This is a genomic window from Lysinibacillus sp. DFXJR4, from assembly GCF_057196045.1.
This window is the reverse complement of record NZ_JBXUNW010000011.1, coordinates 104,925-125,849: the sequence shown is the minus strand read 5'-3', so window position 1 is coordinate 125,849 and position 20,925 is coordinate 104,925. Positions and strand designations below refer to the sequence as shown.

The window sequence follows — 20,925 nt, the reverse complement described above, 5'->3', positions numbered from 1 at the left end:
TTCCATTGCCCACCAAACGCAGTGCGGTAGCTTTAAAGCTCTCACTTTTTTATGTCCACTTTCTTGACAGAAGACCAAAAGCGCTCAGGTAAAGGATAAAACTGCTCGGGTCCAAGGAGAAAGCGCTCAGGTAAAGTGTAAACCGCTCGGGTGCAAGAGAAAAGCGCTCAGGTAAAGGGGAAAACCGCTCGGGTCCAAGGAGAAAGCGCTCAGGTAAAGGGTAAAATCGCTCGGGTTCAGGAAGAAAGTGCTCAGGTAAAGGATAAAACTGCTCGGGTCCAAGGAGAAGGCGCTCATGTAAAGTGTAAATCGCTCGGGTTCAAGAGAAAAATGCTCAGGTAAGGTACAAAACCACTCGGGTCTAAAAGAAAACTACTCAGGTACTAAATAAAAACAATCCATAAAACGATAAAGCATCATCCGCAAATTGGATGATGCTTTTTTGATGTGAAACATCACAAGAATATTTCAGGTGATTCACTAAATTGCTTGAACCTGAGCTATTTTAGCAATTTGTTCCTCAATCTGCTCAGGTGCCCAGCCATTTTCTTCAACGAAGAAGTTACGCTTTGCACGTCGGCAATCATCTGAACAGCTACGCATATAAAATGCTTCATGCTTTTCTTCACAAAGCATTAATCGATGACATTCCGGGTTTGCACAGTTTGTATAGCGTTCTGATGGCTCGCCAGTGAAGAAATCTCGTCCAATAACCACGTGCTCTACCTGATTGATTGGTACACTGCGACGTCGGTCAAAGACAAACATTTGCCCATCCCAAAGCTGACCCTTTACCTCAGGATCTTTTGCATATGTGGCAATTCCTCCATGTAATTGAGCAACGCTTTCACCATACCCCTCACGCTTTAACCAACCTGAGAATTTTTCACAACGAATACCGCCTGTGCAATATGTTAAGATTTTCTTACCTGTAAATTGCTCTTTATGTTCCTCCATCCAATCTGGAAGATCACGGAAGTTTTCGATATCTGGACGAATCGCCCCGCGGAAATGTCCAAGATCATACTCATAATCATTACGTGCATCAATAATGATAGTATTGTCCTCTTGCATGCGCTTCATAAATTCTTTTGGTGATAAATAATCACCTGTTATTTCTAAAGGATTAATGTCATTCTCTAAACCAAGGTGCACTATTTCACGACGAGGGCGAACATGCATCTTTTTAAAGGCATGTCCTTCCACTTCATCTATTTTCCACATGATATCGTTAAAACGAGAGTCGGCCTTCATCTGCTCCATATAAGCGTCCGTTTGCTCAATAGTACCTGAAACTGTACCATTAATTCCTTCATGCCCAACTAAAATACGACCAAGGAGTCCGATTTCTTTACATAGCGCTAAATGTTCTTCAGCAAATGCTTCAGGATCTTCAATCGTAATATATTTATAATAAAGTAATACACGATAGTCTTTCTGTGTCACAATACTTAACCACCTTTAAACAATATTCGACCTTTAATATAGCATATCAAGTGCAAGTTTGCGTAACAGAGAAGGAGTTTTCTAAAAAAACTCGAATAATACATAGTGAATGACTATTCATATTTGGGGGTGCAAGGATGGAATTTTCAACAATTACTTTGGAAAAATTAGAGCGTCGAGCAACATTGACGTTAAATCGTCCACAGGCAATGAATGCGATGGATGATGTGATGATGCGGGAGCTGGCAGAATGCTTTGAGGCACTACAACAAGAGCAGGATATACAGGTGCTTGTTATTCGTGGAGAAGGGAAGGTCTTTTCTGCAGGTGGGGATATTAAAGCGATGCTAGATCCAAATAAACCGCTTAATATTGAGGAGGCAATGGTTTATTTAACACGCATTGTAAAAGCCTATTATCAACTACCGATGATTGTTATTGCGGCAATTCACGGGGCATCTGCGGGATTAGGCTTTAGTCTTGCTTTAGGGGCAGACATTGTTGTGGCTTGTGAAAATAGTAAGCTTGCGATGAATTTCATTGGTATTGGACTTATCCCTGATGGAGGTGGCCATTTCTTTATGAAGGAACGCGTGGGCACTGTTAAGGCAAAGCAAATGATCTGGGAGGGCAAAGTATTAACTGCAGCAGAGGCACATGAAGCAGGATTAATTGACTACGTCGCTCCGGAGGGATCTGTTTTTGCAGTGGCTGACCAACTCGTTGGAAAAATGTTGGCGTCTCCAATTGCATCCATGATCACAACTAAGAAAATTCTGCATGCTCAAAATTTACCGCAATTAGAAAGTATTTTGGCAATGGAGGCAGAGGGGCAAACAGCTATGAGGAAAACAGCTGATCATTTAGAGGGAATTCATGCATTTGTTGAGAAGAGAACACCTGTTTTTGCAGGGAAATAAATAGGAACAACATAGTGAAAGGCGCGTAGAGCTATTACTACGTGCCTTTTACTAGTCACTTTTAGACATGGAATAATATTAATTTACCAGAAGAGTTGACAAGGCGATGAGTTTTATCGGCAACACCTTTTTCTTCGATTTGCTGTTGACCGTTAATTTTTGCAGTCTCATCGTTTTCGAAAGTCCATGTTTCATCGAATAATGTTTCCCCTGTTTTTTCAAAAGCTGTGAAACGATAATTCTCCATTCTACACCCCACCCTTTACATAAATATATATCTATTATACATAGAAGATTTATAAACTTCACGGTAAATCTAGCGATAATTTTGATAAATTACGAAAATTGTGGAAAATTAAAGGCGATCTTAATAGGGGATATATTGAATAAATTTCTCATCTAATGAGAAGTATGATAAAATAGAACAAATATTCGGTTTGAATCAAAGGTGATATTTTATTGTGAAAGGATGTCCCAAAGGTTCAAATTATTTATTACTTGAGGTGATTAGATGTCTGCAATTCGTTTTTTTCATATGGCGGATTTACATTTAGATAGTCCATTTAAGGGCTTATTTGGTTTACCTGAACATAATTTTAAAAAAATTCGAACAAGTACCTTTGAGGCTTTTAATACAATTATTGATAAAGCTATTCAAGAGAAGCCTGATTTTTTACTAATAGTTGGTGATATCTATGATGGTGAAAATCGTAGCTTACCAGCTCAACGTCGATTCCAAGAGGCTATGGAAAAGCTCTTTCAGCATAATATTCCAGTGATTTTAAGCTATGGCAATCACGATCATTTAAATGGTTCTTGGACGCGCTTTGCCTTACCAAGTAACGTCTATGAATTGCCAGCGGAAACAAGTGTTGTTCAGCTAAATATACGAGGACAGCAAGTGAATATTTATGGCTTTAGTTATAGTGAACGTCATGTAAAGGAATCAAAGATTGAGAGTTATCCTATTGCCTCTGACCAACATGTACTTCATATTGGTATGCTCCATGGTAGCGAGTTTAGTGATACCACACATGCAGTTTACGCACCTTTCACAAAGGAACAGCTACTTGAAAGAAACTATCATTATTGGGCTTTAGGACATATTCATAAACGCCAGCTGCTACATCAAAATCCACCTATTGTGTATCCTGGTAATATTCAAAGTCGACATCGTAAGGAACAGGGGATTAAGGGTTTTTATGATGTCACTTTATCGCAAGCCTCTGTTGAACTGGACTTTATACCGACATCAGCTGTTGTCTATAACACAGTGGAGGTAGATTGCAAAAATATGTTTCATGCAAATGAACTTTTAAAAAAATGTGAGGAAGCACTTTCACTCAATCGACAAGTCTACGGGGCATCTGTTGTAGAACTTCATTTAAAAAACATTGATGAACACGCCTCTTCTTTATTTGAACATGCTACTGTGGATGCATGGCTAGAAACTATACGAGAGGCGGAAGATGGGATTGAACCAATGTGTTGGGTACAGAAGCTAATGCTACATACTTCATCAACACTGTACGAACATACTGCTGCAACTAAATCTGTGGTGAATTTAATGGAGCAATGGGATATCACAGCATGGAAGGATATACTAAAGGACCTATATCAACATGCCGGTGGAGCAAGATTTATCGACCCTTTAACAGAACAGGACATTAAAGTCTTAATGCACAATGCACAGGAATTATTAGCAGAAGAAATTCAAAGGACGTGAATGACATGCTAGTGATACGAAAAATCCAAATATATGGTTTTGGGAAGCATGAAAATATCACAATCTCTTTATCTGACGGTGTTACTATATTTTATGGCATGAACGAGGCAGGAAAAACAACCATTCAACAGTTTATTTTACAATTGCTCTTTGGTTTTCCTACAAAGCAACAAACACAACGCAAATATGAGCCGAAAACATCAACTAGATTTGGCGGTCAGCTGACAGTTTGGCACCCAATATACGGGCAATGTACAATTGAGCGTGTTAAAGGAAAGGCAACTGGAGAGGTCACGGTTTATCTTGAAGATGGTACAGTTGGACAGGATGAGCTATTAGCAAAGCTGCTTTATGGCTATTCAAGGGCATCCTTTGAATCAATTTTCTCCTTTTCTTTACACGAATTACAGGGCATTGAGAAAATGTCTGAGGAGGAGTTAACACATTTGTTGATTGCTTCCGGAACAACAGGTGTTCAGCAATTGTCTACTATTGAAAAGAAATTGGAAAAAGAGGCTGGGGATCTTTTTAAAAAGTCGGGCAAGATACCTATTATTAATCAAAAGTTAGAGCAACTAAAGCAACTTGAGCGCACTATTAAACAGGAGCAGAGCAATATTCAAAGCTTTGAGGACAAATTGCTGCAATTAAAGCGGCTTGATCAAAAGCTTGAAGATTTGTATAAGCAGCAAAAATTACAACAACAGAATTGGCAACAGCTCAATATTCTTAAGCAGGCAATGCCCCTTATGAAACAGCAGAAGGCTTTGGAGCAAACATTAAAAAATTATGAGCATGTGCAGTTTCCACCAGAAGGTATAAGGCGCTATGAGCAATTAAAGGACCGGCTAATGCACGAAACATGGCAATTGCAGCAGCAAAAAGAGCAGTACCATGAACTACAGCAAAAACTGCAATTAACAGTGGACGAGCAAGCTATTCATGAAATGTCTCGACTTTTGAATAAGGAAGCGACATGGAATCAGTTAATTGTAAAAGAACAAAACTTAATGGATGATTTATATTTATTAGAGCAAGAAATAGAAGCACAGTTTCGATTATTAGGTGTACAGGAAAGCGAAGCACAGTTGAAGCTCCTTGAGGAGACGGTCTCATTGCAGCAAGAGGAGCAATTTCAGCAACAACTAAGTCTACTAGAGGAAGCGGAGGAAGAGTTAAAATTTCATTTACGTTCCTTAGAGCAAATACACATTGAACTAGATTCAATTGCCCAGCATAAGCAGCGTCTTCAACAGGAGGCATTAACAGCAGAAGAAGAACATATTTTAGCACAGTGGCCACAACGTAAACGGAAACTAGAGCAATACCGTCATGGAAGGTCACAGCGCTCAAAGCAGAAACAATTCAGTTCCATAATATGGATTTTATTGGCTATAAGTATATGTTCAATTATATATGGTGTTTTTGAGAAAAACATGGCTGTCATCGTTTTAGGAGCAGCTATCGCTTTATTCCTTATTTTATATGTGAAATTCTCAAGAGATGAAAGTAAAGCATCGGGACAGCCCAATCAGCAAATTCGCGAATTAGAGCAGCAAGAAAATATTGCTCAGACGATTCTTTTGAAAAAACAAAGGCATGAGGAGCGCTTGTTGCAGGTACATGAGCAGCAACAAGAAAAAGAACGTCAATATGTACAGCTAGAATATAAAATTCAACAGGTTGAAAGGATGAGTGAGGCAGCAACTCAATCCCTGCAACAATTTTTAGAGCGCTTCCGATTAGAGGGTAATATAGCAAAAACATTGTTACCAGAGCTTTTTATGCGAATACGGGGAGCACAAGAGCTGGAGGCAAAAAGGAAGAGTACAAGTAACCTTTTACAAACGATACAGATGGAAAAACGTGAGCTATTTGAACAGCTACAACAGGCTCTCAATGCAGAGTACAGTGAACAAGAAATTTTTATGCATTTGCGTACTACATTCCTTACGTTACAACAAGAGCTACAAATGACTCAGCAAACAAAAGAGCAATTGACTAATCTTACTGTCAATATTCAAGGGATAGAATCTCATATAGAAAACGTTGAATCACAAATTGCTCAATTATTTAATGAGGCAAATGTTCAATTAGAAAAGGAGTACTACGAGACACATGAGCAATTTGAACAACAGCAGAAATTCAAAGCTGAACTCCTAACAATAAAAAGTCAACTTGCTTCATTGGATTTATCAAACGATGAGGCATTGATGCATGATAGCCAACTAAGTGAACGTTTAAAGACTCTAGAAGCGGAACAGGATGCCAGTCAGTTAGCAATCGATCATTGCTTAGAGCAACGTGCTACACTCCAAGTCCAAAAGGAGCATCTTCTAAATGATGAGAATTATGGTCAATTACTTCAGCATTTTGAGCAAGAGAAATCTATCCTGCAGCAGCTGATAGGGCAATGGGCAACAAAAAAGGCATTGTCTAATGCTATTCATGAAACATTATTCAGCTTAAGAGAGGAGAAGCTACCTTATGTTTTAACAGAGGTCAATGCGATCTTTTGTTTATTAACTGGTGGTCGTTATACGAAGCTATTCATTAACGATGCTGGCTATTTTGTCGCTCAGGATGCTGCTGGTGGCTTACATTATCATATGGCCGAATTATCACAGGCAACAAAGGAACAAGCCTATATTTCACTACGTATGGCACTAGCAAAAACACTTTCAACTTCTGCACCATTTCCATTTATTATGGATGATCCTTTTGTCCATTTTGATCGAATCCGAACAGACAAAATGGTACAATTAATGAAAGAAGTAGGATATGAACGCCAAATTCTATATTTTACTTGTCATGACACGATGCTTAAATATTGGCACAAAGATCAAATTGTCGATATAAGCGCATTAGCAAATGAAAGGGGAGTGGCGTCAACATGAAAGGAATAACGACGCTCCAGGTTGGAGAAGCAGTTGATCAATTTTTATTAATTAAACAAGCAACAAAAGGGGTTACAACGGTTGGCAAGCCCTTTATGTCGTTGTTATTACAAGATAAAAGTGGAGATATTGAGGCAAAGCTGTGGGATACAAATGAAGATCATGAAAAAATGTATCATGCCGAGGCTATTGTCCGTGTCGGTGGCGAAATACATGACTATCGTGGGAAAAATCAATTACGAATAAAATCCATTCGCGTAGCTAAACCAGAGGAGGGAATTGCAATCCATGATTTAGTTCCTTCTTCAGCTACACCTAAAGAACAACTCTATGAAGAATTAACACAATATTTCTTTGAAATTAAAAATCCTCATATTTCAAGAATTACACGAGCAGCTATTAAAAAACATCAGGATGCTATTTTAGTATTTCCAGCAGCGACCAAAAATCATCATGATTATGCCTCAGGATTACTTGATCATATGGTATCAATGTTGAGACTTGGCAAAGCTATTGCTGATTTATATCCTACGTTAAATCGTGACCTATTATTTGCGGGCATTATTTTGCATGATATTGGTAAGGTAGTAGAACTTTCTGGCCCAGTTGCAACAATGTATACTGTTGAAGGGAATTTACTTGGCCATATTACGATTATGGTAAATGAGATTGCTAAGATTGCTAGTGAACTAGAAATTGAGGGAGAAGAGGTTATGCTGTTGCAGCATATGGTCTTATCCCATCACGGCAAGGAGGAATGGGGTAGTCCCAAAAAGCCAATGCTTCAGGAAGCAGAAATTTTGCATTATATTGATAATATTGATGCAAAGATGAACATGCTAACACGAGCACTTGGTAAAACAACTCCTGGTGAATTTACAGAGAGACTATTCCCACTCGATAATCGATCGTTTTATAAGCCAACTATCTATTGAATGAAAAAAGGGTTACGCTGATACAAGCGTAACCCTTTCGATTAGTAAGAGCATAACTATTTAGATTCTTTTTCAGTATCTTCAGCTTTCTCTTCTTTGTCTTTATTTTCTTTAGCCGCTTTTTCCTCAGCTTTTTTTGCTGCCTCTTCTGCTGCTTTAGCATGTTCTTCACTTGTAGTTGTAAAGAAATCTATTGCTGGTTGTAAATCTTTTTCAGAAGTTTTTACATTAGCTTCTTTTGCCATCTTAGCAACAATGTCTTTAATCATTGTTTCAGCTTCACCTGTTTGCGTTAATTTATTTAACATTGTTGAACGGATGTTTTCTTCTTCATCCTTGAATGAGCCTACGCCTTTTACATCACGCTTGTCCGTTACTTCAATAATATGGTAGCCAAAGCTTGATTTTACGGGTTCACTTAATGTTTTTAAAGGAAGAGCATAAGCAGCATCACTGAATTCCTCAACCATTGCACCAGCAGAGAACCAGCCAAGCTCTCCACCTTTTGCTGCAGAACCAGTATCAGTGGAGTACTCTTTTGCCACATCTGCAAAAGCAGCGCCACCTTTAATTTTGTCAATAACTTCCTTAGCTGTTTTCTCATCAGCCACTAAAATATGACGAGCATTTAATTCTGTTTTCATCTGCTCATAATGTTTTTTTACATCTTCTTCTTTAATTCCTTGGTCTTTTAAAGCCTTTTCTTGAAGAAGCTGAATTCGCAAAGATTCTTTGAAACCTTTCTCTGTTAAGCCGTTTGCAGCAAGTGCTTGCGCAAAACTGTCTCCGAATTGTGATTTAGTTGAATCAAACGCTTCATTAAGTTCTTTGTCTGTTACTTTATATTTCTTAGCTAATACTTTTTCAGTCATAATCTGTTGAAGTACATAAGGACCTGTTAACGTTTTGGATGCTTCATTAAAGTCAGCTACTGAAATATCACCGGCTTTTGATGTTGCAATCGTTTTACTGTCCCCTCCGCTACAAGCTCCAAGCGCTAAAACAGAGGCGGCTAATGTTAAAGATAATACAGTCTTTTTCATTGTGGATATTCTCTCCTAACATGGTTTTCGTCCATTTTTTACTATAACATAAACGTTTTAAAAACAAAATGGTTCCCCCTTGAGTATAGCCTATATTTCCATTTTTGAAGCGCATAGGATATAGAAAAGAAAGGGGGTGAAGTTATGAGCAACGGAGGATATGGCGGCGGTGGCGGCTACGGCTCAGGCTTTGCTTTATTAGTTGTGTTGTTTATTTTATTAATTATCGTTGGTGCAGCGTTCCTATACTAATTAATAAAATGGCGAAAAGCTAAGGGTGTAATGTCCTTAGCTTTTCTTAACAATGGAAGGCATTCACACCTACGTTTGAGGCCACGTTTATCCTTTGATACACGAGATGTCAAACTTACATTTGCTGGACAAGTGTAGATGCAATGTTTTTAACTATACTGCATATAAAATTTCAATATAAAATGAGACAAGTAATATTGTAATAAGTATATTTATAGTTCGGAATATTTTTGGCTGGTTTTCTTCGGGAATTTCACGTCGCATGCACAGTGCATAAGTCATGCGGTTTATTTGAAATAAATAGAATACCGAGAATAGAACTACGATCATTAATAGCAAGTCTATTCCTCCCCTCTTTCAATAGTAATAGCATAACAAAAAACGTCAATAAAACACAAGTACTAGCAATTTAATGAATAGTAGGCGGTACTAAAATTTCATAGCCCTTTGGTGTCTCCTCAATTTGAGAGTCCTTAGGTGAATTCAATAAGTATTTTACATAGAGAATATCGATTAAACATAAACTACAATGATAAGCTAAAAGCAATGTGCCGTAATGTGTGTAGGCAGGTAATAAAAGTGTACCTATTAATATGGCTGTATTAAGCACGAAAAATGGTGTAAGAAGTGCTATAATATAACGACTTTTTGAGAGTGGTTCACGTATCCGCATATGTAAAACAGGAATTACATAAAATTGTGAACGCATCCGTAATGTTAAATGCTGTCGTAAATCATACAATGCTAGAAAGTGTAAGCATTTATGAATTGGATAAAGGGCAAATACAGCGATAACAAATAACCAAAATAAATGATCAGTATAGTGTTCATCATTAAATAAATTAAATGTTACATAGGATAGGGAAAAGACGGTTAAAAACACAAAGACAGACATTATTATAATACGTGTTGTACCGTAATGATGTTCAAGATTTAATATTTTCCAACAGTGCATGCTTTATCAACTCCATAATAGGAAGGGTCCTATTTAATGTAAATTGATTTATGTTAGAATGCAAGAAAAAGGAGGTATCTCAGAAATATTTTCTGAAATACCTCCTTTAACATGATTTTTAAACGTTTCGTAAGACGACTTCAGATTGTTATTTACTAAACGTTATTCCTCAATTGCTTGACTTATAATCAGCAGGAGAAGAAACAATTCCTACAAATTAGTTTCGCTTTACCCTTTTACAGTTGAACGTTCTTCTAGCTTGTCAAAGGAATCACGGAAGTGCTGAAAGGAGCGTTCGAAAATATCGATGAAGTCCTCTCCATATATATTGCGGATAACAGCCATAACATCTAAAAATTCTGGGAAGCGGCCATATAAGTCTTTTAAAGCTAATGAACCTTCGAGGACAGAATGATACGTATTATGATAATTGCTATTCATTTCAATAATTAGTTCTGTGCCTGCTTCAGTTAGTTCAACATACGTATTACGTTTGTCGTCATCTCGCTTTGAAAACTTCAGGAATCCACGCTCTTCTAATTTTTTAGAGAAGTTAAATGCTGTGGAAACATGCATCACGCCAAATTTTGCTACATCGGAAATCGAAGCCCCTTTTAGATGATACGAAATCCATAAAATATGATGCTCATTGATGTTTAAATCGTATGGTTTAATCCATTGCTGCCAATCCTTTTCAACCGCTTTCCATAAGGCTTTTGATAATTGCGCAATTCTTTGACTATAAAGCATCGCCTCTTTTTGTGTGTATAATTCCTCTGACAAAGCCATCACCTACTGCTTTCTTTAACATTTTAAAAATATTATAGCAATAAAGAAAAAAAGTTTAAAGTTAGAAAAATTAAATAATTGAAAAGTGGTTGAATAATAATATTTTATGATTTAATTATGATAAAAAAATAGAATTATTTTTGAATAACAAGGACTTTAGTCGCTTATTTTTTCTTGCGGTTTTTTCTTCTTTTCTGTGATTTGTGCAACGTTTTTCTCGATTTCGCTAATTGTATTCTGTAATGCCTCTATTTCTTGTTGTAAATTATTTTTTGTAGGCTCGATTTCATCTGTAAATGTAGTAATTGTTTGTTTTAATTCATTTATTATTTGCGGTATATTATTTTTGACTTCATTTGTTAAGGTATTAACTGACTGTTTAACATTATCAACCTGATGTTTAACTTCGAAAAGTTTGCCCTTTGTGATTTCAGCATTTTCTCGCAAATTAGTGCGTAATTGTCTGCCTGATTGAGGAGTAGAGAAAAGTACAGCAATTGTTCCACCAACAATACCAGTAACTAGTCCAAATAAAAATGGTTTTGCTTTCATATTGAAATACCTCGTTTCTGTAATAATCATATTATCTCTATTAAACCACGAATTACACATATACCAAAAGAAAAAAGAAACTAAACGAGTGATTTTCTATCACGTTTTAGCTTCTTTTAGTAGTTGGAAGTACCTTTACCTCAAAATAAAGGTTCGAACTATATATTAAATTCGAGAAATAGCTGTGTTAAATTTAGAACGCTTTACTAATTTAACGACTATTGGATAAATTATCGCAAAAGCTACAACATTAAAAGCTACAGCGGGTAATACAACACCTACAAAAAGCATAGCAAATGTTGCACCAACATTGGCATTAAACACAAAAAGTGCTACTGCTAAAAATACTGTACCGGATAATATTGTTCCTACACCCACTAAGATAGCCGATATAGCAAAATTGTTTGCCAGTTTTTTCAGGGTGATTAAAATCGCTAAAAAGACAAAGCCCGTAACAGCCTTATCGATAATATTTGGAACAAGACCAGCAGGAAATGTTGTAAATAATCCTGATAGAACACCTGTCGCTAAAGAAAGCAAAAATGTTTCTTTGATGGTAGGGAACAGTAATATCCCGATAAACATCATTGTTAGCATGAAATCGGGCTTCATGCCATTAACCATACCTGGTGTGACTACATAAAGTGCCGCACCGACACCCACTAAGAGTGCCATTAAAACTAGATTCTTTGTATTCATTTCTAATCTCTCCTCAACTATGCTAATCTATTTGTCCCCCAACGTGTCCCCTTGACCGTTAGCGAAACTTATTTGTGATTGTACGATAAATAATTTTAAAATGCAAGGCACTATTCTGAAAATTAATCCTTCTTATTTCAAAGATGTGCTTTTATATTTTCTGCAACTTCAGTCAATTGCTCTGGTGTATATTTTTGTGTCTGCCAAATTAAACCTAGACCTTCTTTTTCGTCATAACGAGGAATAAAATGTAAGTGATAGTGGAAAACAGTTTGTCCAGCAGCGGCTCCATTGTTATTAATCGTATTCAAGCCGATCGGTTGAAATGCAGCTTTGAGAGCATTGGCAATTTTAGGTGCCACAGCATAAAGGTTTCGTGCTACTTCCTCTGGCATTTCAAATAAATCCTGACAGTGCTGCTTTGGAATTAATAAAGTATGTCCTTTAGCAACAGGTGAAATGTCTGTGAATGCATAGACATGGTCGTCTTCATAAATTTTTGTACTTGGAATGGATCCATCAATGATTTTACAAAATAGGCAATCGCTCATTCGTAATTTCCCCTTTCATTTATGTATGTAATTACATTCTATCATACTCATAACTGTATCATTTGCTAATTTTTGATAAAATATAAAACAAGAAGAGGAGTGAGGTCATGTCAGTATTAGAGGTACAGCATGTGACAGGTGGCTACACAAGAAAGCCTGTTATTAAAGATTTATCATTTACTATTGGAAAAGGGGAGCTCGTTGGCTTAATTGGCTTGAATGGTGCTGGGAAAAGTACAACGATTAAGCATATTATTGGTACAATGCTTCCCAAAGAAGGGGATATTCGATTAAATGGTGTCACATTAAAAGAGGATACGGACAAGTATCGTACATCATTTTCTTATATACCTGAAACGCCTGTATTATACGATGAGCTAACATTAAGGGAACATTTAGCATTAACGGCAATGGCTTATGGCCTAGATGAGGCAACACTTGCAGCTAGGTCAGAATTATTATTGAAAGAATTTCGAATGGAGAAAAGATTGAATTGGTTCCCATCGCATTTTTCTAAAGGGATGCGTCAAAAGGTGATGATTATGTGTGCCTTTTTAGTTAATCCAAGTCTTTACATTATTGATGAGCCTTTTGTGGGACTTGATCCTCTAGGCATTCAATCATTGCTAGATCAAATGGATGAAAAGAAAAAAGAGGGCGCTTCTATATTAATGTCCACTCATATTTTATCGACGGCTGAGAAGCATTGTGATCGAATCATCTTATTGCATGAGGGTCGTGTTCGAGCACAGGGAACGATGAATGATTTACGTCAGGCTTTTGCTATGCCGCACGCGACATTAGACGAATTATATATTGCTATGACAAAGGAGCGGGACCATGAAGAACTTGCGTGATGTATGGTCTTCTCGCTTCATGCATTATATAGGAGAAGTACAAAAATATATGCAATTTATTTTTACTGGGCATATCGCGATTGTACTCGTATTTCTTGTTGGAGCAGGAGGCTATCAATATAGTGAATGGCTAAAAAACGTGCAATTAGATTTTCCAGCAGAAATTGTTATTGCCGTAATCGTAGGAATTTTATTAGCTTTTAGTCGACCTACATCGCTCTTGAGAGAGCCAGACCAAGTGTATTTATTACCTGTAGAATCAAAAATGTCGCAGTACTTTAAAAAGGCGTTAGCATGGACGTTTTGGTCTCAGGTTTGGATTGTTGCGATTGTTTATATTGTAAGTATTCCTTTACTTAAGGCTGTTACTGATTTAACAACAATTGAAATTTGGGCAGTGTTTGTTCTAATGATCGTATTGAAATTTTTAAGTGTTGTAGGTGAATTTAGCTATCGTTATAGTGAACGAGGCAAACTGATTTGGGTGGACAGACTAATTCGAGCAATCATATTTGGTGTGACTATTTACATGGCGCTCCAAGCTCAATTGCTATTTGCCATCGTTGCAACTGTTATTGGCTGTATTTACATTCTTATATTCAGAAAAAAATGTAAGGATGAGCCTGTGCCATACGAGCATTTTGTCGAGCTAGAGCAAAATCGTATGATGAGCTTCTATCGTTTTGCAAATTATTTTACAGATGTGCCCCATTTAAGAGGAATCATTCGCCGAAGAGCATGGCTTAATTGGTTGTATACATTTATTCCTTATAAGAAGGAGAACACACAAAAATATTTGGTGTTCCGCACTTTTGTACGTACAGATGATCATTTTTATTTATGGCTTCGTTTAACAGTGATTTCTGCTGTTATTGCAGCGTTTGTTGATATTCCTTTTGTGACATGGATTGTTGTAGGAGCATTGAGCTTTGCGTCCACGATTCAGTTAAAGCAAGCGTTATTGGCAAGTGGAGAATTTCGTATGGACATGCTCTACCCATTGCCTGATCATGCGCGCAAGACAGCTGTTCAACAAATTGTTCGTTTAGCGATGATTACTCAAGCTATTATCGTTGGTATATGTAGCGTGATGCAGCCAATGTTCTATATAGGAATAGTCATTATTATTGTTGTCAGTGAAATAACATCGAAGGTTTCTAAGCCGTAATTAAAAGTCCATGTAGATGTCTACGTGGACTTTTTGAATGGTTATCAGAATGACTTAATATTGGTGAAAATTATGTGACTAATTGATAATGCCACTATCATACCCTTTTTCCTGTAAAGAAAAATATGCCTGGCTTTTCCCATGTCAACGCTGTCCACAGCAGCTATCATTGGGCCCACACGATATTGATCATATTGTTCTAGATAAAAACGGTGTGGTAAACCGAATGTTACTCCTCGTCTTCTTCTTTTGGGGTAGCACTATAGGTTGTAATATAGGAAGCAGCTGAAAATATATTTTGCTGACGTACGCCAGTTGGTTCTTCCCGTTCAGCATGTGCTGATTTAAATGCTTTTGAGCTTTTCCATGCTTCAAATGAATGTGGGCCATTCCATTGTGTCATGACGATATAGGTTTCGCTATTTAACGGTCGAAGTAGTCGGAATGCTAGAAAGCCCGGTTCATCCTCGATAGCACGTGCACGATTTAAAAAGCGATGTTCAAAAACAGGTCGACCTTCATCTGTAACAGGAATATTGTTAAAAACAAAATATCCACGCTCTTCTAAATCATTTACTGAATCTAATACTTCAAACTTACGTGGTGTGGCAAATACAGATTTTCCTTCAGTTTCATGTATAAGTACAGAATTTCCTTCCCCATGTATTAGAATCATCTTCTGGTTTTGGTGCTTTTTTCTTACTTGTTCTAAAAAATCTCCTGTTCCCGAAGTTAAATAAATATACATAAATTTGCCCTCCTTATGAATGCTCTGACTAATAGCTTGATTATCTCCATTTAAGTGGAAGTCTATAGCTTTGTCAAAAAAGAAACCTTTTAGAAAGAACAATTTTATGACATTTCATGTGGAAAACTATACAATTACTAAGGAAGCGTTTACTATTGAAAACGGATATCAATAATAAAGGAATAAACTAAAGATTTTATCTTCATTCAGCAAATGTATTTTGTATACGAAAGCAAAGAAGCGGATACAGAAGGCTCCCACTTCTACAGGTGGTGAGATGAACGCGGTTTTGATTTCTTTTCATTGGGTTTTCAAACACCTACTGAATGAAGTTAAAGCCTCTGGCAAATGTCACGGATTTTCAAAGGAATGAATAAAAGGATGTTACCCTAAAATCTTCGCATCCTGCGAAAACGGCTAACTGACCTGCATCGTGCAGGCCTAGGTACAATTCAAAATCCGGACGCATTGTTTATCTGTAGCGAAAGCAAAGCGGCAGCTACTATTACGCCAAGGCGAAATTAAAATGATATGAATTTTATCGAGGGGAAGGAACTATTCATGACAACATTTAATGATACACTTCTTCGTGCTGCACGAGGGGAAAAAACAGAACATACACCTGTCTGGTATATGCGACAAGCAGGTCGCTCTCAGCCAGAATATCGTGCGATTAAAGAAAAATATTCGTTAGAGCAAATCACACATCAACCCGAGCTTTGTGCGTATGTAACGCGTTTACCCGTAGAAAACTATAATGTTGATGCGGCTATTTTATACAAGGATATTGTAACACCTCTCCCTGGTATCGGTGTCGATGTGAAAATCAAAGCAGGAGTTGGTCCTGTTATTTCCAATCCTATTCGATCAGTTGCTGATGTGGAAAAATTAGGTGAATTTAATGCCAAGGAACAGACACCTTTTGTATTGGAAACAATAAAATTATTAACAGAAGAGCAACTAAATGTACCTTTAATTGGTTTTGCTGGTGCACCTTTTACGCTTGCAAGCTATATGATTGAAGGTGGACCTTCAAGAAACTATAATAAAACAAAATCATTTATGGTATCAGAGCCACAAGCTTGGTTTGCATTAATGGATAAATTAGCAGATATGATTATTTCTTACGTAACAGCACAAATCGAGGCGGGGGTAAAGGCAATACAAGTATTTGACTCTTGGGTAGGTGCTCTTAATGTTGAAGACTATCGTATCTTTATTAAACCAGTAATGACACGTATCTTTGCTGAGTTGAAAAAAGAAAATGTGCCACTTATTCAGTTCGGTGTTGGTGCAAGCCATTTGGCAAAAGAGTGGAATGATTTGCCGATTGACGTTGTTGGCTTAGATTGGCGTTTACCAATTAAAGAAGCGCATTCAAATGGGATTACTAAACCAGTACAAGGTAACTTAGATCCATCTTTATTAATTGCAGACTGGTCGATTATAGAAAAGCGTGCAAAAGATATTATTGATCAAGGCTTAGAAATGCCTGGACATATCTTTAATCTTGGACATGGTGTATTCCCAGAGGTAGATCCAGAGGTATTGAAACGTTTAACAGCTCTTATTCATGATTATAGTGCTCAACAAATCCAAGCACGCTCTTAAAGTTAAGAAGCTTTGACTAAATCTTGTCTGTGAATACTACATTCTGTACAACACAGCAAGGGAGCTGTCCAACCTAATGAATTGGACGGCTTCTTTTTGCCACATATTTTTTATTGATAAGAAGAGATATTTTTAAACTATTATTTAGAGGTGAAAAGGGTAATGAAAGAAATCAAAGGCTTGTTAGTAATGGCATATGGAACACCTTATAAAGAAGAAGATATAGAACCTTACTATACGCATATTCGTCATGGTCGTAAACCATCACAAGAGCACTTAGAGGATTTACGTAGTCGTTATGAAGCAATCGGTGGGTTATCACCACTTGCTGCTGCAACAAAAGCTCAAGCAGAAGCCCTATGTGCACGATTAAATGAAGTTCAAGATGCTGTAGAATACAAATTATTTATTGGTTTAAAGCATATTCATCCATTTATCGAAGATGCTGTAGAACAGATGGTAGCTGAAGGTATTAATGAAGCGGTTTCTATTGTATTGGCGCCTCATTTCTCAACATTCTCCATAAAATCTTATAATGGACGAGCAGTAGAAGCGGCTGGAGATCGTTTAACAATTACTTCAGTAGAATCTTGGTACAATGAACCAAAATTCATAGAGTATTGGAAAAATAAAGTGAACGAAACATTTAGTGGTATGTCTGGAGAAGAACGTGAAAAAGCATGTTTAATTGTGTCCGCACATTCGCTTCCGGAGAAAATAAAAGAGTTGGGCGATCCATATGAAGACCAATTAATCGAGACAGCTCGTTTAATCCAAGCAGCAACTGGTGTACAAAATGTAGAAGTAGGATGGCAATCAGCAGGGCAAACACCAGAGCCTTGGATTGGTCCAGATGTTCAAGATTTAACTCGCGAACTTTACGAGCAAAAAGGCTTCCGTTCATTCGTTTACACACCAGTTGGCTTTGTAACAGAACATCTAGAGGTTTTATATGATAATGATTTTGAATGTAAAGTTGTTTGTGATGAACTAGGGGCGACATATTATCGTCCAGCTATGCCAAATACGCATCCATTATTCATTGATGCAATGGTAGATGCTATTCATAAAAAATTAAGCTAAGCGAAAAGAAAGTGATGATGTTAGTGACCCAGAAAAGACGAAAGGTAGTTGTGGTAGGCGGTGGCATTACTGGTCTTACAGCTGCGTTCTATATGCAAAAAGAAGCAATCGCAAAAGAATTGCCGTTAGATATCGTACTTGTCGAGTCGTCACTACGTCTTGGCGGAAAAATTCAAACACTAAGAAAAAATGGTTTTATTATCGAGCGTGGGCCAGAATCTTTCTTTGATCGGGAGAATTATGTATATACTCTGGCAAAAGATTTAGGAATTGAGCAAGAATTAATTACAAGTAACACAGGTCCTATTTATATTGCAGTTGGTAGTCATCTATATCCAATCCCTAGTAATCTTTTGTCTGGAGCAACACCGCATGTTTCGTCATTTATTACATCTGGCTTATTTTCACTTAGTGGAAAAATACGTGCTGCAGGGGACTTTTTTATTCCCCGCTCTACACAGAATGATGACCAACCATTAGGGCCGTTTTTCAGAAGAAGATTTGGTGCAGAAATTGTCGAAAATTTAGTAGAACCATTACTTGCAGGAACATTTGCTGGAGATATTGAGCAGCTAAGCATGCGTTCAACTTTCCCACAGCTCTATAGTTTAGAGCAAAAATATCGTAGCCTTCTACTAGGAATGAAAAAGTCCGGTACAAACTTTTTAAGTAATAATCTTATCGCTAAGGATAAGGGGATTTTTCAAACTTTTAATAATGGTTTAGAGACACTTATCGAAAAACTTGAAAATTCATTACTTCCTGGGTCAATAATGAAGGGCGTCAAGGTCGAAGAAATTGAACATGGTAAGGAAGGCTCTATTCAAGTTGTATTAAATAATTTTACTCAAATTAATGCAGATGCCGTTATTATTGCCACACCATTTAACATTGTAGAAAAAATGTTTCATAAACAACAGCATCTTGCTGAATTGAGTACGATGAAGGCAGCTACAATTGCTACTGTGACAATGGCTTTTACAAAAGATCAATTAGGCGATTTAGATGCACTATCGTTTTTTGTCTCTCGGAATAGCGACTTTTCAATAACTTCTTGTACATGGATGAATCGAAAATGGCCAGGTAGCTCCCCTGAGGACTATGTGCTATTACGTAGCTACATTGGTCGAGTCGGTGACGAAGCGATTGTAGCACTATCAGATACTGAAATTGAAAAAACAGTGTTACAGGATTTATCGAAAACAGTCGGTATTCATGGAGAGCCAATGATGACGGTTGTTACTCGCTGGAAGAATGCCATGCCACAGTATACAGTTGGGCATCAGGAGAAAGTCCAACGCATAAAACAAGAATTACAAGAACATTTCTCAACTGTAAAATTGGCAGGTAGTTCATTTGAGGGAATATCCATACCAGAATGTGTGCAGCAAGGTAAACATGTTGCAGAAGAAATGTTAAAGGAAATATTTTAAACAATAGAAGTACAATAGTACGAACATTCATGATTATGTTCGTATTATTTTTGTATTTATGTAAGTTCAAAAAACAAAAAGAAATAGCAAACAAAATATTTCATAGTTTGCTATTTCTATTCCCAATCACTTCAAACTGTTCTCAGTAACCTAAACCTAAGAAATTCGATGACATGACCAAACGATACCACCAGAGTCTGCCCCACCTAGTGTAAGAGCGACAGTTAATCCATTAGCTTCATAGAACAAATCAATAGTATCTCCAGCGTTTAAATCCACTTCTCCAGCCAAAGTTATAGTGCCATTTCCAAGAATTGACCGCAAAGTTAATACGAGTGCAACATTTACGTTTAATACAGGAAATAAGCCGCTGATTAAATTCGTAGTAGCATTTTGTCGTATAGCAAATGAAGGGTTTATTCCAGCCCCTAAAGTAACAGTAATGGCTGCTGTAGTAGAGTAGTTAATGGTTGCTTCAAAGGAATATCTACCTGTAGTTGGTACAGTGAATATCCCAGATGCTGGATTGAATGCAGGAGTAGTAAAGTAAGGTGATGCTACACTCCAGTTTGTGATCGTAGTAGATGAACTAACAGCCAACGTGTTTTTAAATGCGGAGAATCCTTCAGTAAACGCAGGTCCCGTAAAGCCAGTAACGCCAGTAGGTCCAGTAACGCCAGTAGCACCAGTGACGCCGGTAGTGCCAGTAGGTCCAGTAACGCCAGTAGCACCAGTAGCACCAGTAGGTCCAGTGACTCCAGCTAACCCAGCTGCTCCAGTAGGTCCGGTAGCGCCAGTAGGTCCAGTGACTCCAGCTAACCCAGTAACTCCAGTAGGTCCGGTAGCGCCAGTAGTACCAGTGATTCCAGCTAACCCAGTAACTCCAGTAACGCCGGTAGCGCCAGTAGGTCCAGCTAATCCAGTAACTCCCGTAGCGCCAGTATCACCAGTAGGTCCAGTAACTCCAGCCAACCCAGTCGCTCCAGTAATGCCGGTAACTCCAGTAGCCCCAGTAGAGCCAGTAGCTCCAGTAACACCAGTAGGTCCAGTGACTCCAGTAGTCCCAGTAATGCCAGTAGCGCCAGTGACCCCAGTAGGTCCAGTAGTCCCAGTAGCGCCAGTGACCCCAGCTAACCCAGTAGCTCCGGTAACGCCAGTAGGTCCGGTGACTCCAGCTAACCCGGTAGCACCAGTAATGCCGGTAACGCCCGTAACGCCAGTAGAGCCAGTAGCTCCGGTAACACCAGTAGGTCCAGTGAC

The 20,925-nt window shown here is 37.8% G+C and carries 20 protein-coding genes and 1 pseudogene; 10 read left to right on the top strand and 11 right to left on the bottom strand.

The annotated features are described in order from the left end of the window. Nucleotides 1–480: 480 nt before the first annotated feature. Nucleotides 481–1,446: an oxygen-dependent tRNA uridine(34) hydroxylase TrhO gene (gene trhO, locus AC2CGN_RS18735; RefSeq protein WP_429986085.1), complete on the bottom strand. Its 966-nt coding sequence runs from the start codon at nucleotides 1,444–1,446 to the stop codon at nucleotides 481–483. Nucleotides 1,447–1,583: 137 nt separating this feature from the next. On the opposite strand from trhO, the gene AC2CGN_RS18730 reads away from it, so the two are divergent. Beyond that, nucleotides 1,584–2,366: an enoyl-CoA hydratase gene (locus tag AC2CGN_RS18730; protein ID WP_286926978.1), complete on the top strand. Its 783-nt coding sequence runs from the start codon at nucleotides 1,584–1,586 to the stop codon at nucleotides 2,364–2,366. Between the two features lie 61 nt (nucleotides 2,367–2,427). Here AC2CGN_RS18730 and AC2CGN_RS18725 read toward each other — a convergent pair whose 3' ends face one another. Then, a complete protein-coding gene (locus AC2CGN_RS18725) occupies nucleotides 2,428–2,613 on the bottom strand; it encodes a YhzD family protein (protein ID WP_283869523.1) in 186 nt (61 codons plus the stop codon). Between the two features lie 264 nt (nucleotides 2,614–2,877). On the opposite strand from AC2CGN_RS18725, the gene AC2CGN_RS18720 reads away from it, so the two are divergent. The 3 genes from AC2CGN_RS18720 to yhaM are packed head-to-tail and all read left to right on the top strand — an operon-like array spanning nucleotide 2,878 to nucleotide 7,924. Beyond that, nucleotides 2,878–4,092 (top strand): metallophosphoesterase family protein, encoded by a 1,215-nt coding sequence (locus AC2CGN_RS18720; RefSeq protein WP_484515496.1) that lies wholly within the window; start codon nucleotides 2,878–2,880, stop codon nucleotides 4,090–4,092. Between the two features lie 5 nt (nucleotides 4,093–4,097). After that, the gene (locus AC2CGN_RS18715; RefSeq protein ID WP_484515494.1) at nucleotides 4,098–6,989 is read left to right on the top strand and encodes an AAA family ATPase; all 2,892 of its coding nucleotides are present in this window, start codon (nucleotides 4,098–4,100) and stop codon (nucleotides 6,987–6,989) included. Next, nucleotides 6,986–7,924, top strand: coding sequence for a 3'-5' exoribonuclease YhaM (gene yhaM, locus AC2CGN_RS18710; RefSeq protein WP_286926981.1), 939 nt, complete (start codon nucleotides 6,986–6,988; stop codon nucleotides 7,922–7,924). The genes AC2CGN_RS18715 and yhaM overlap by 4 nt, the downstream gene beginning before the upstream one ends. Before the next feature lie 56 nt (nucleotides 7,925–7,980). Here the strand turns inward: yhaM and AC2CGN_RS18705 are convergent, their stop codons facing one another. Beyond that, nucleotides 7,981–8,967 carry a peptidylprolyl isomerase gene (locus AC2CGN_RS18705; protein WP_429982984.1) on the bottom strand — a complete coding sequence of 329 codons (987 nt, stop codon included), beginning with the start codon at nucleotides 8,965–8,967 and terminating at the stop codon, nucleotides 7,981–7,983. A gap of 144 nt (nucleotides 8,968–9,111) precedes the next feature. Between AC2CGN_RS18705 and AC2CGN_RS18700 the strand changes: the two genes are divergently transcribed. Then, nucleotides 9,112–9,219 (top strand): YjcZ family sporulation protein, encoded by a 108-nt coding sequence (locus AC2CGN_RS18700; protein ID WP_080647610.1) that lies wholly within the window; start codon nucleotides 9,112–9,114, stop codon nucleotides 9,217–9,219. Between the two features lie 153 nt (nucleotides 9,220–9,372). Here AC2CGN_RS18700 and AC2CGN_RS18695 read toward each other — a convergent pair whose 3' ends face one another. The 6 genes from AC2CGN_RS18695 to AC2CGN_RS18670 all read right to left on the bottom strand — a co-directional run bounded on the left by AC2CGN_RS18695 (nucleotide 9,373) and on the right by AC2CGN_RS18670 (nucleotide 12,765). After that, complete coding sequence (locus AC2CGN_RS18695) at nucleotides 9,373–9,558, bottom strand: hypothetical protein (protein WP_008173337.1); 186 nt, start codon at nucleotides 9,556–9,558, stop codon at nucleotides 9,373–9,375. 70 nt (nucleotides 9,559–9,628) lie between these two features. Continuing rightward, nucleotides 9,629–10,174 (bottom strand): DUF3267 domain-containing protein, encoded by a 546-nt coding sequence (locus AC2CGN_RS18690; protein WP_429979986.1) that lies wholly within the window; start codon nucleotides 10,172–10,174, stop codon nucleotides 9,629–9,631. A gap of 228 nt (nucleotides 10,175–10,402) precedes the next feature. Beyond that, a complete protein-coding gene (locus AC2CGN_RS18685; protein WP_286926984.1) occupies nucleotides 10,403–10,963 on the bottom strand; it encodes an HTH-type transcriptional regulator Hpr in 561 nt (186 codons plus the stop codon). Between the two features lie 156 nt (nucleotides 10,964–11,119). Beyond that, nucleotides 11,120–11,515: a YtxH domain-containing protein gene (locus AC2CGN_RS18680; protein WP_286926985.1), complete on the bottom strand. Its 396-nt coding sequence runs from the start codon at nucleotides 11,513–11,515 to the stop codon at nucleotides 11,120–11,122. Between the two features lie 165 nt (nucleotides 11,516–11,680). Next, nucleotides 11,681–12,214, bottom strand: coding sequence for a tryptophan transporter (locus tag AC2CGN_RS18675; protein ID WP_429979987.1), 534 nt, complete (start codon nucleotides 12,212–12,214; stop codon nucleotides 11,681–11,683). Between the two features lie 137 nt (nucleotides 12,215–12,351). Beyond that, nucleotides 12,352–12,765, bottom strand: a complete 414-nt coding sequence (locus tag AC2CGN_RS18670) for an HIT family protein (protein ID WP_429986078.1) — start codon at nucleotides 12,763–12,765, stop codon at nucleotides 12,352–12,354. A gap of 107 nt (nucleotides 12,766–12,872) precedes the next feature. Between AC2CGN_RS18670 and AC2CGN_RS18665 the strand changes: the two genes are divergently transcribed. After that, the gene (locus AC2CGN_RS18665) at nucleotides 12,873–13,622 is read left to right on the top strand and encodes an ABC transporter ATP-binding protein (protein ID WP_369593736.1); all 750 of its coding nucleotides are present in this window, start codon (nucleotides 12,873–12,875) and stop codon (nucleotides 13,620–13,622) included. Beyond that, entirely contained in the window at nucleotides 13,606–14,790 is a 1,185-nt protein-coding gene (locus AC2CGN_RS18660) for an ABC transporter permease (RefSeq protein ID WP_429989580.1), read from the top strand. The genes AC2CGN_RS18665 and AC2CGN_RS18660 overlap by 17 nt, the downstream gene beginning before the upstream one ends. A gap of 229 nt (nucleotides 14,791–15,019) precedes the next feature. Here the strand turns inward: AC2CGN_RS18660 and AC2CGN_RS18655 are convergent, their stop codons facing one another. Then, entirely contained in the window at nucleotides 15,020–15,538 is a 519-nt protein-coding gene (locus AC2CGN_RS18655) for an antibiotic biosynthesis monooxygenase family protein (RefSeq protein WP_429988053.1), read from the bottom strand. A gap of 561 nt (nucleotides 15,539–16,099) precedes the next feature. On the opposite strand from AC2CGN_RS18655, the gene hemE reads away from it, so the two are divergent. The 3 genes from hemE (at nucleotide 16,100) to hemY (ending at nucleotide 19,665) form a co-directional block, all read left to right on the top strand. Beyond that, nucleotides 16,100–17,149 (top strand): uroporphyrinogen decarboxylase, encoded by a 1,050-nt coding sequence (gene hemE, locus AC2CGN_RS18650; RefSeq protein WP_429988052.1) that lies wholly within the window; start codon nucleotides 16,100–16,102, stop codon nucleotides 17,147–17,149. 162 nt (nucleotides 17,150–17,311) lie between these two features. Further along, nucleotides 17,312–18,232, top strand: coding sequence for a ferrochelatase (gene hemH, locus AC2CGN_RS18645; RefSeq protein WP_429982983.1), 921 nt, complete (start codon nucleotides 17,312–17,314; stop codon nucleotides 18,230–18,232). A 14-nt stretch (nucleotides 18,233–18,246) separates the two neighbouring features. Beyond that, nucleotides 18,247–19,665 (top strand): protoporphyrinogen oxidase, encoded by a 1,419-nt coding sequence (gene hemY / locus AC2CGN_RS18640; RefSeq protein ID WP_484515500.1) that lies wholly within the window; start codon nucleotides 18,247–18,249, stop codon nucleotides 19,663–19,665. A 156-nt stretch (nucleotides 19,666–19,821) separates the two neighbouring features. Here hemY and AC2CGN_RS18635 read toward each other — a convergent pair. Then, nucleotides 19,822–20,925: pseudogene (locus tag AC2CGN_RS18635) on the bottom strand (collagen-like protein); the annotation flags it as partial.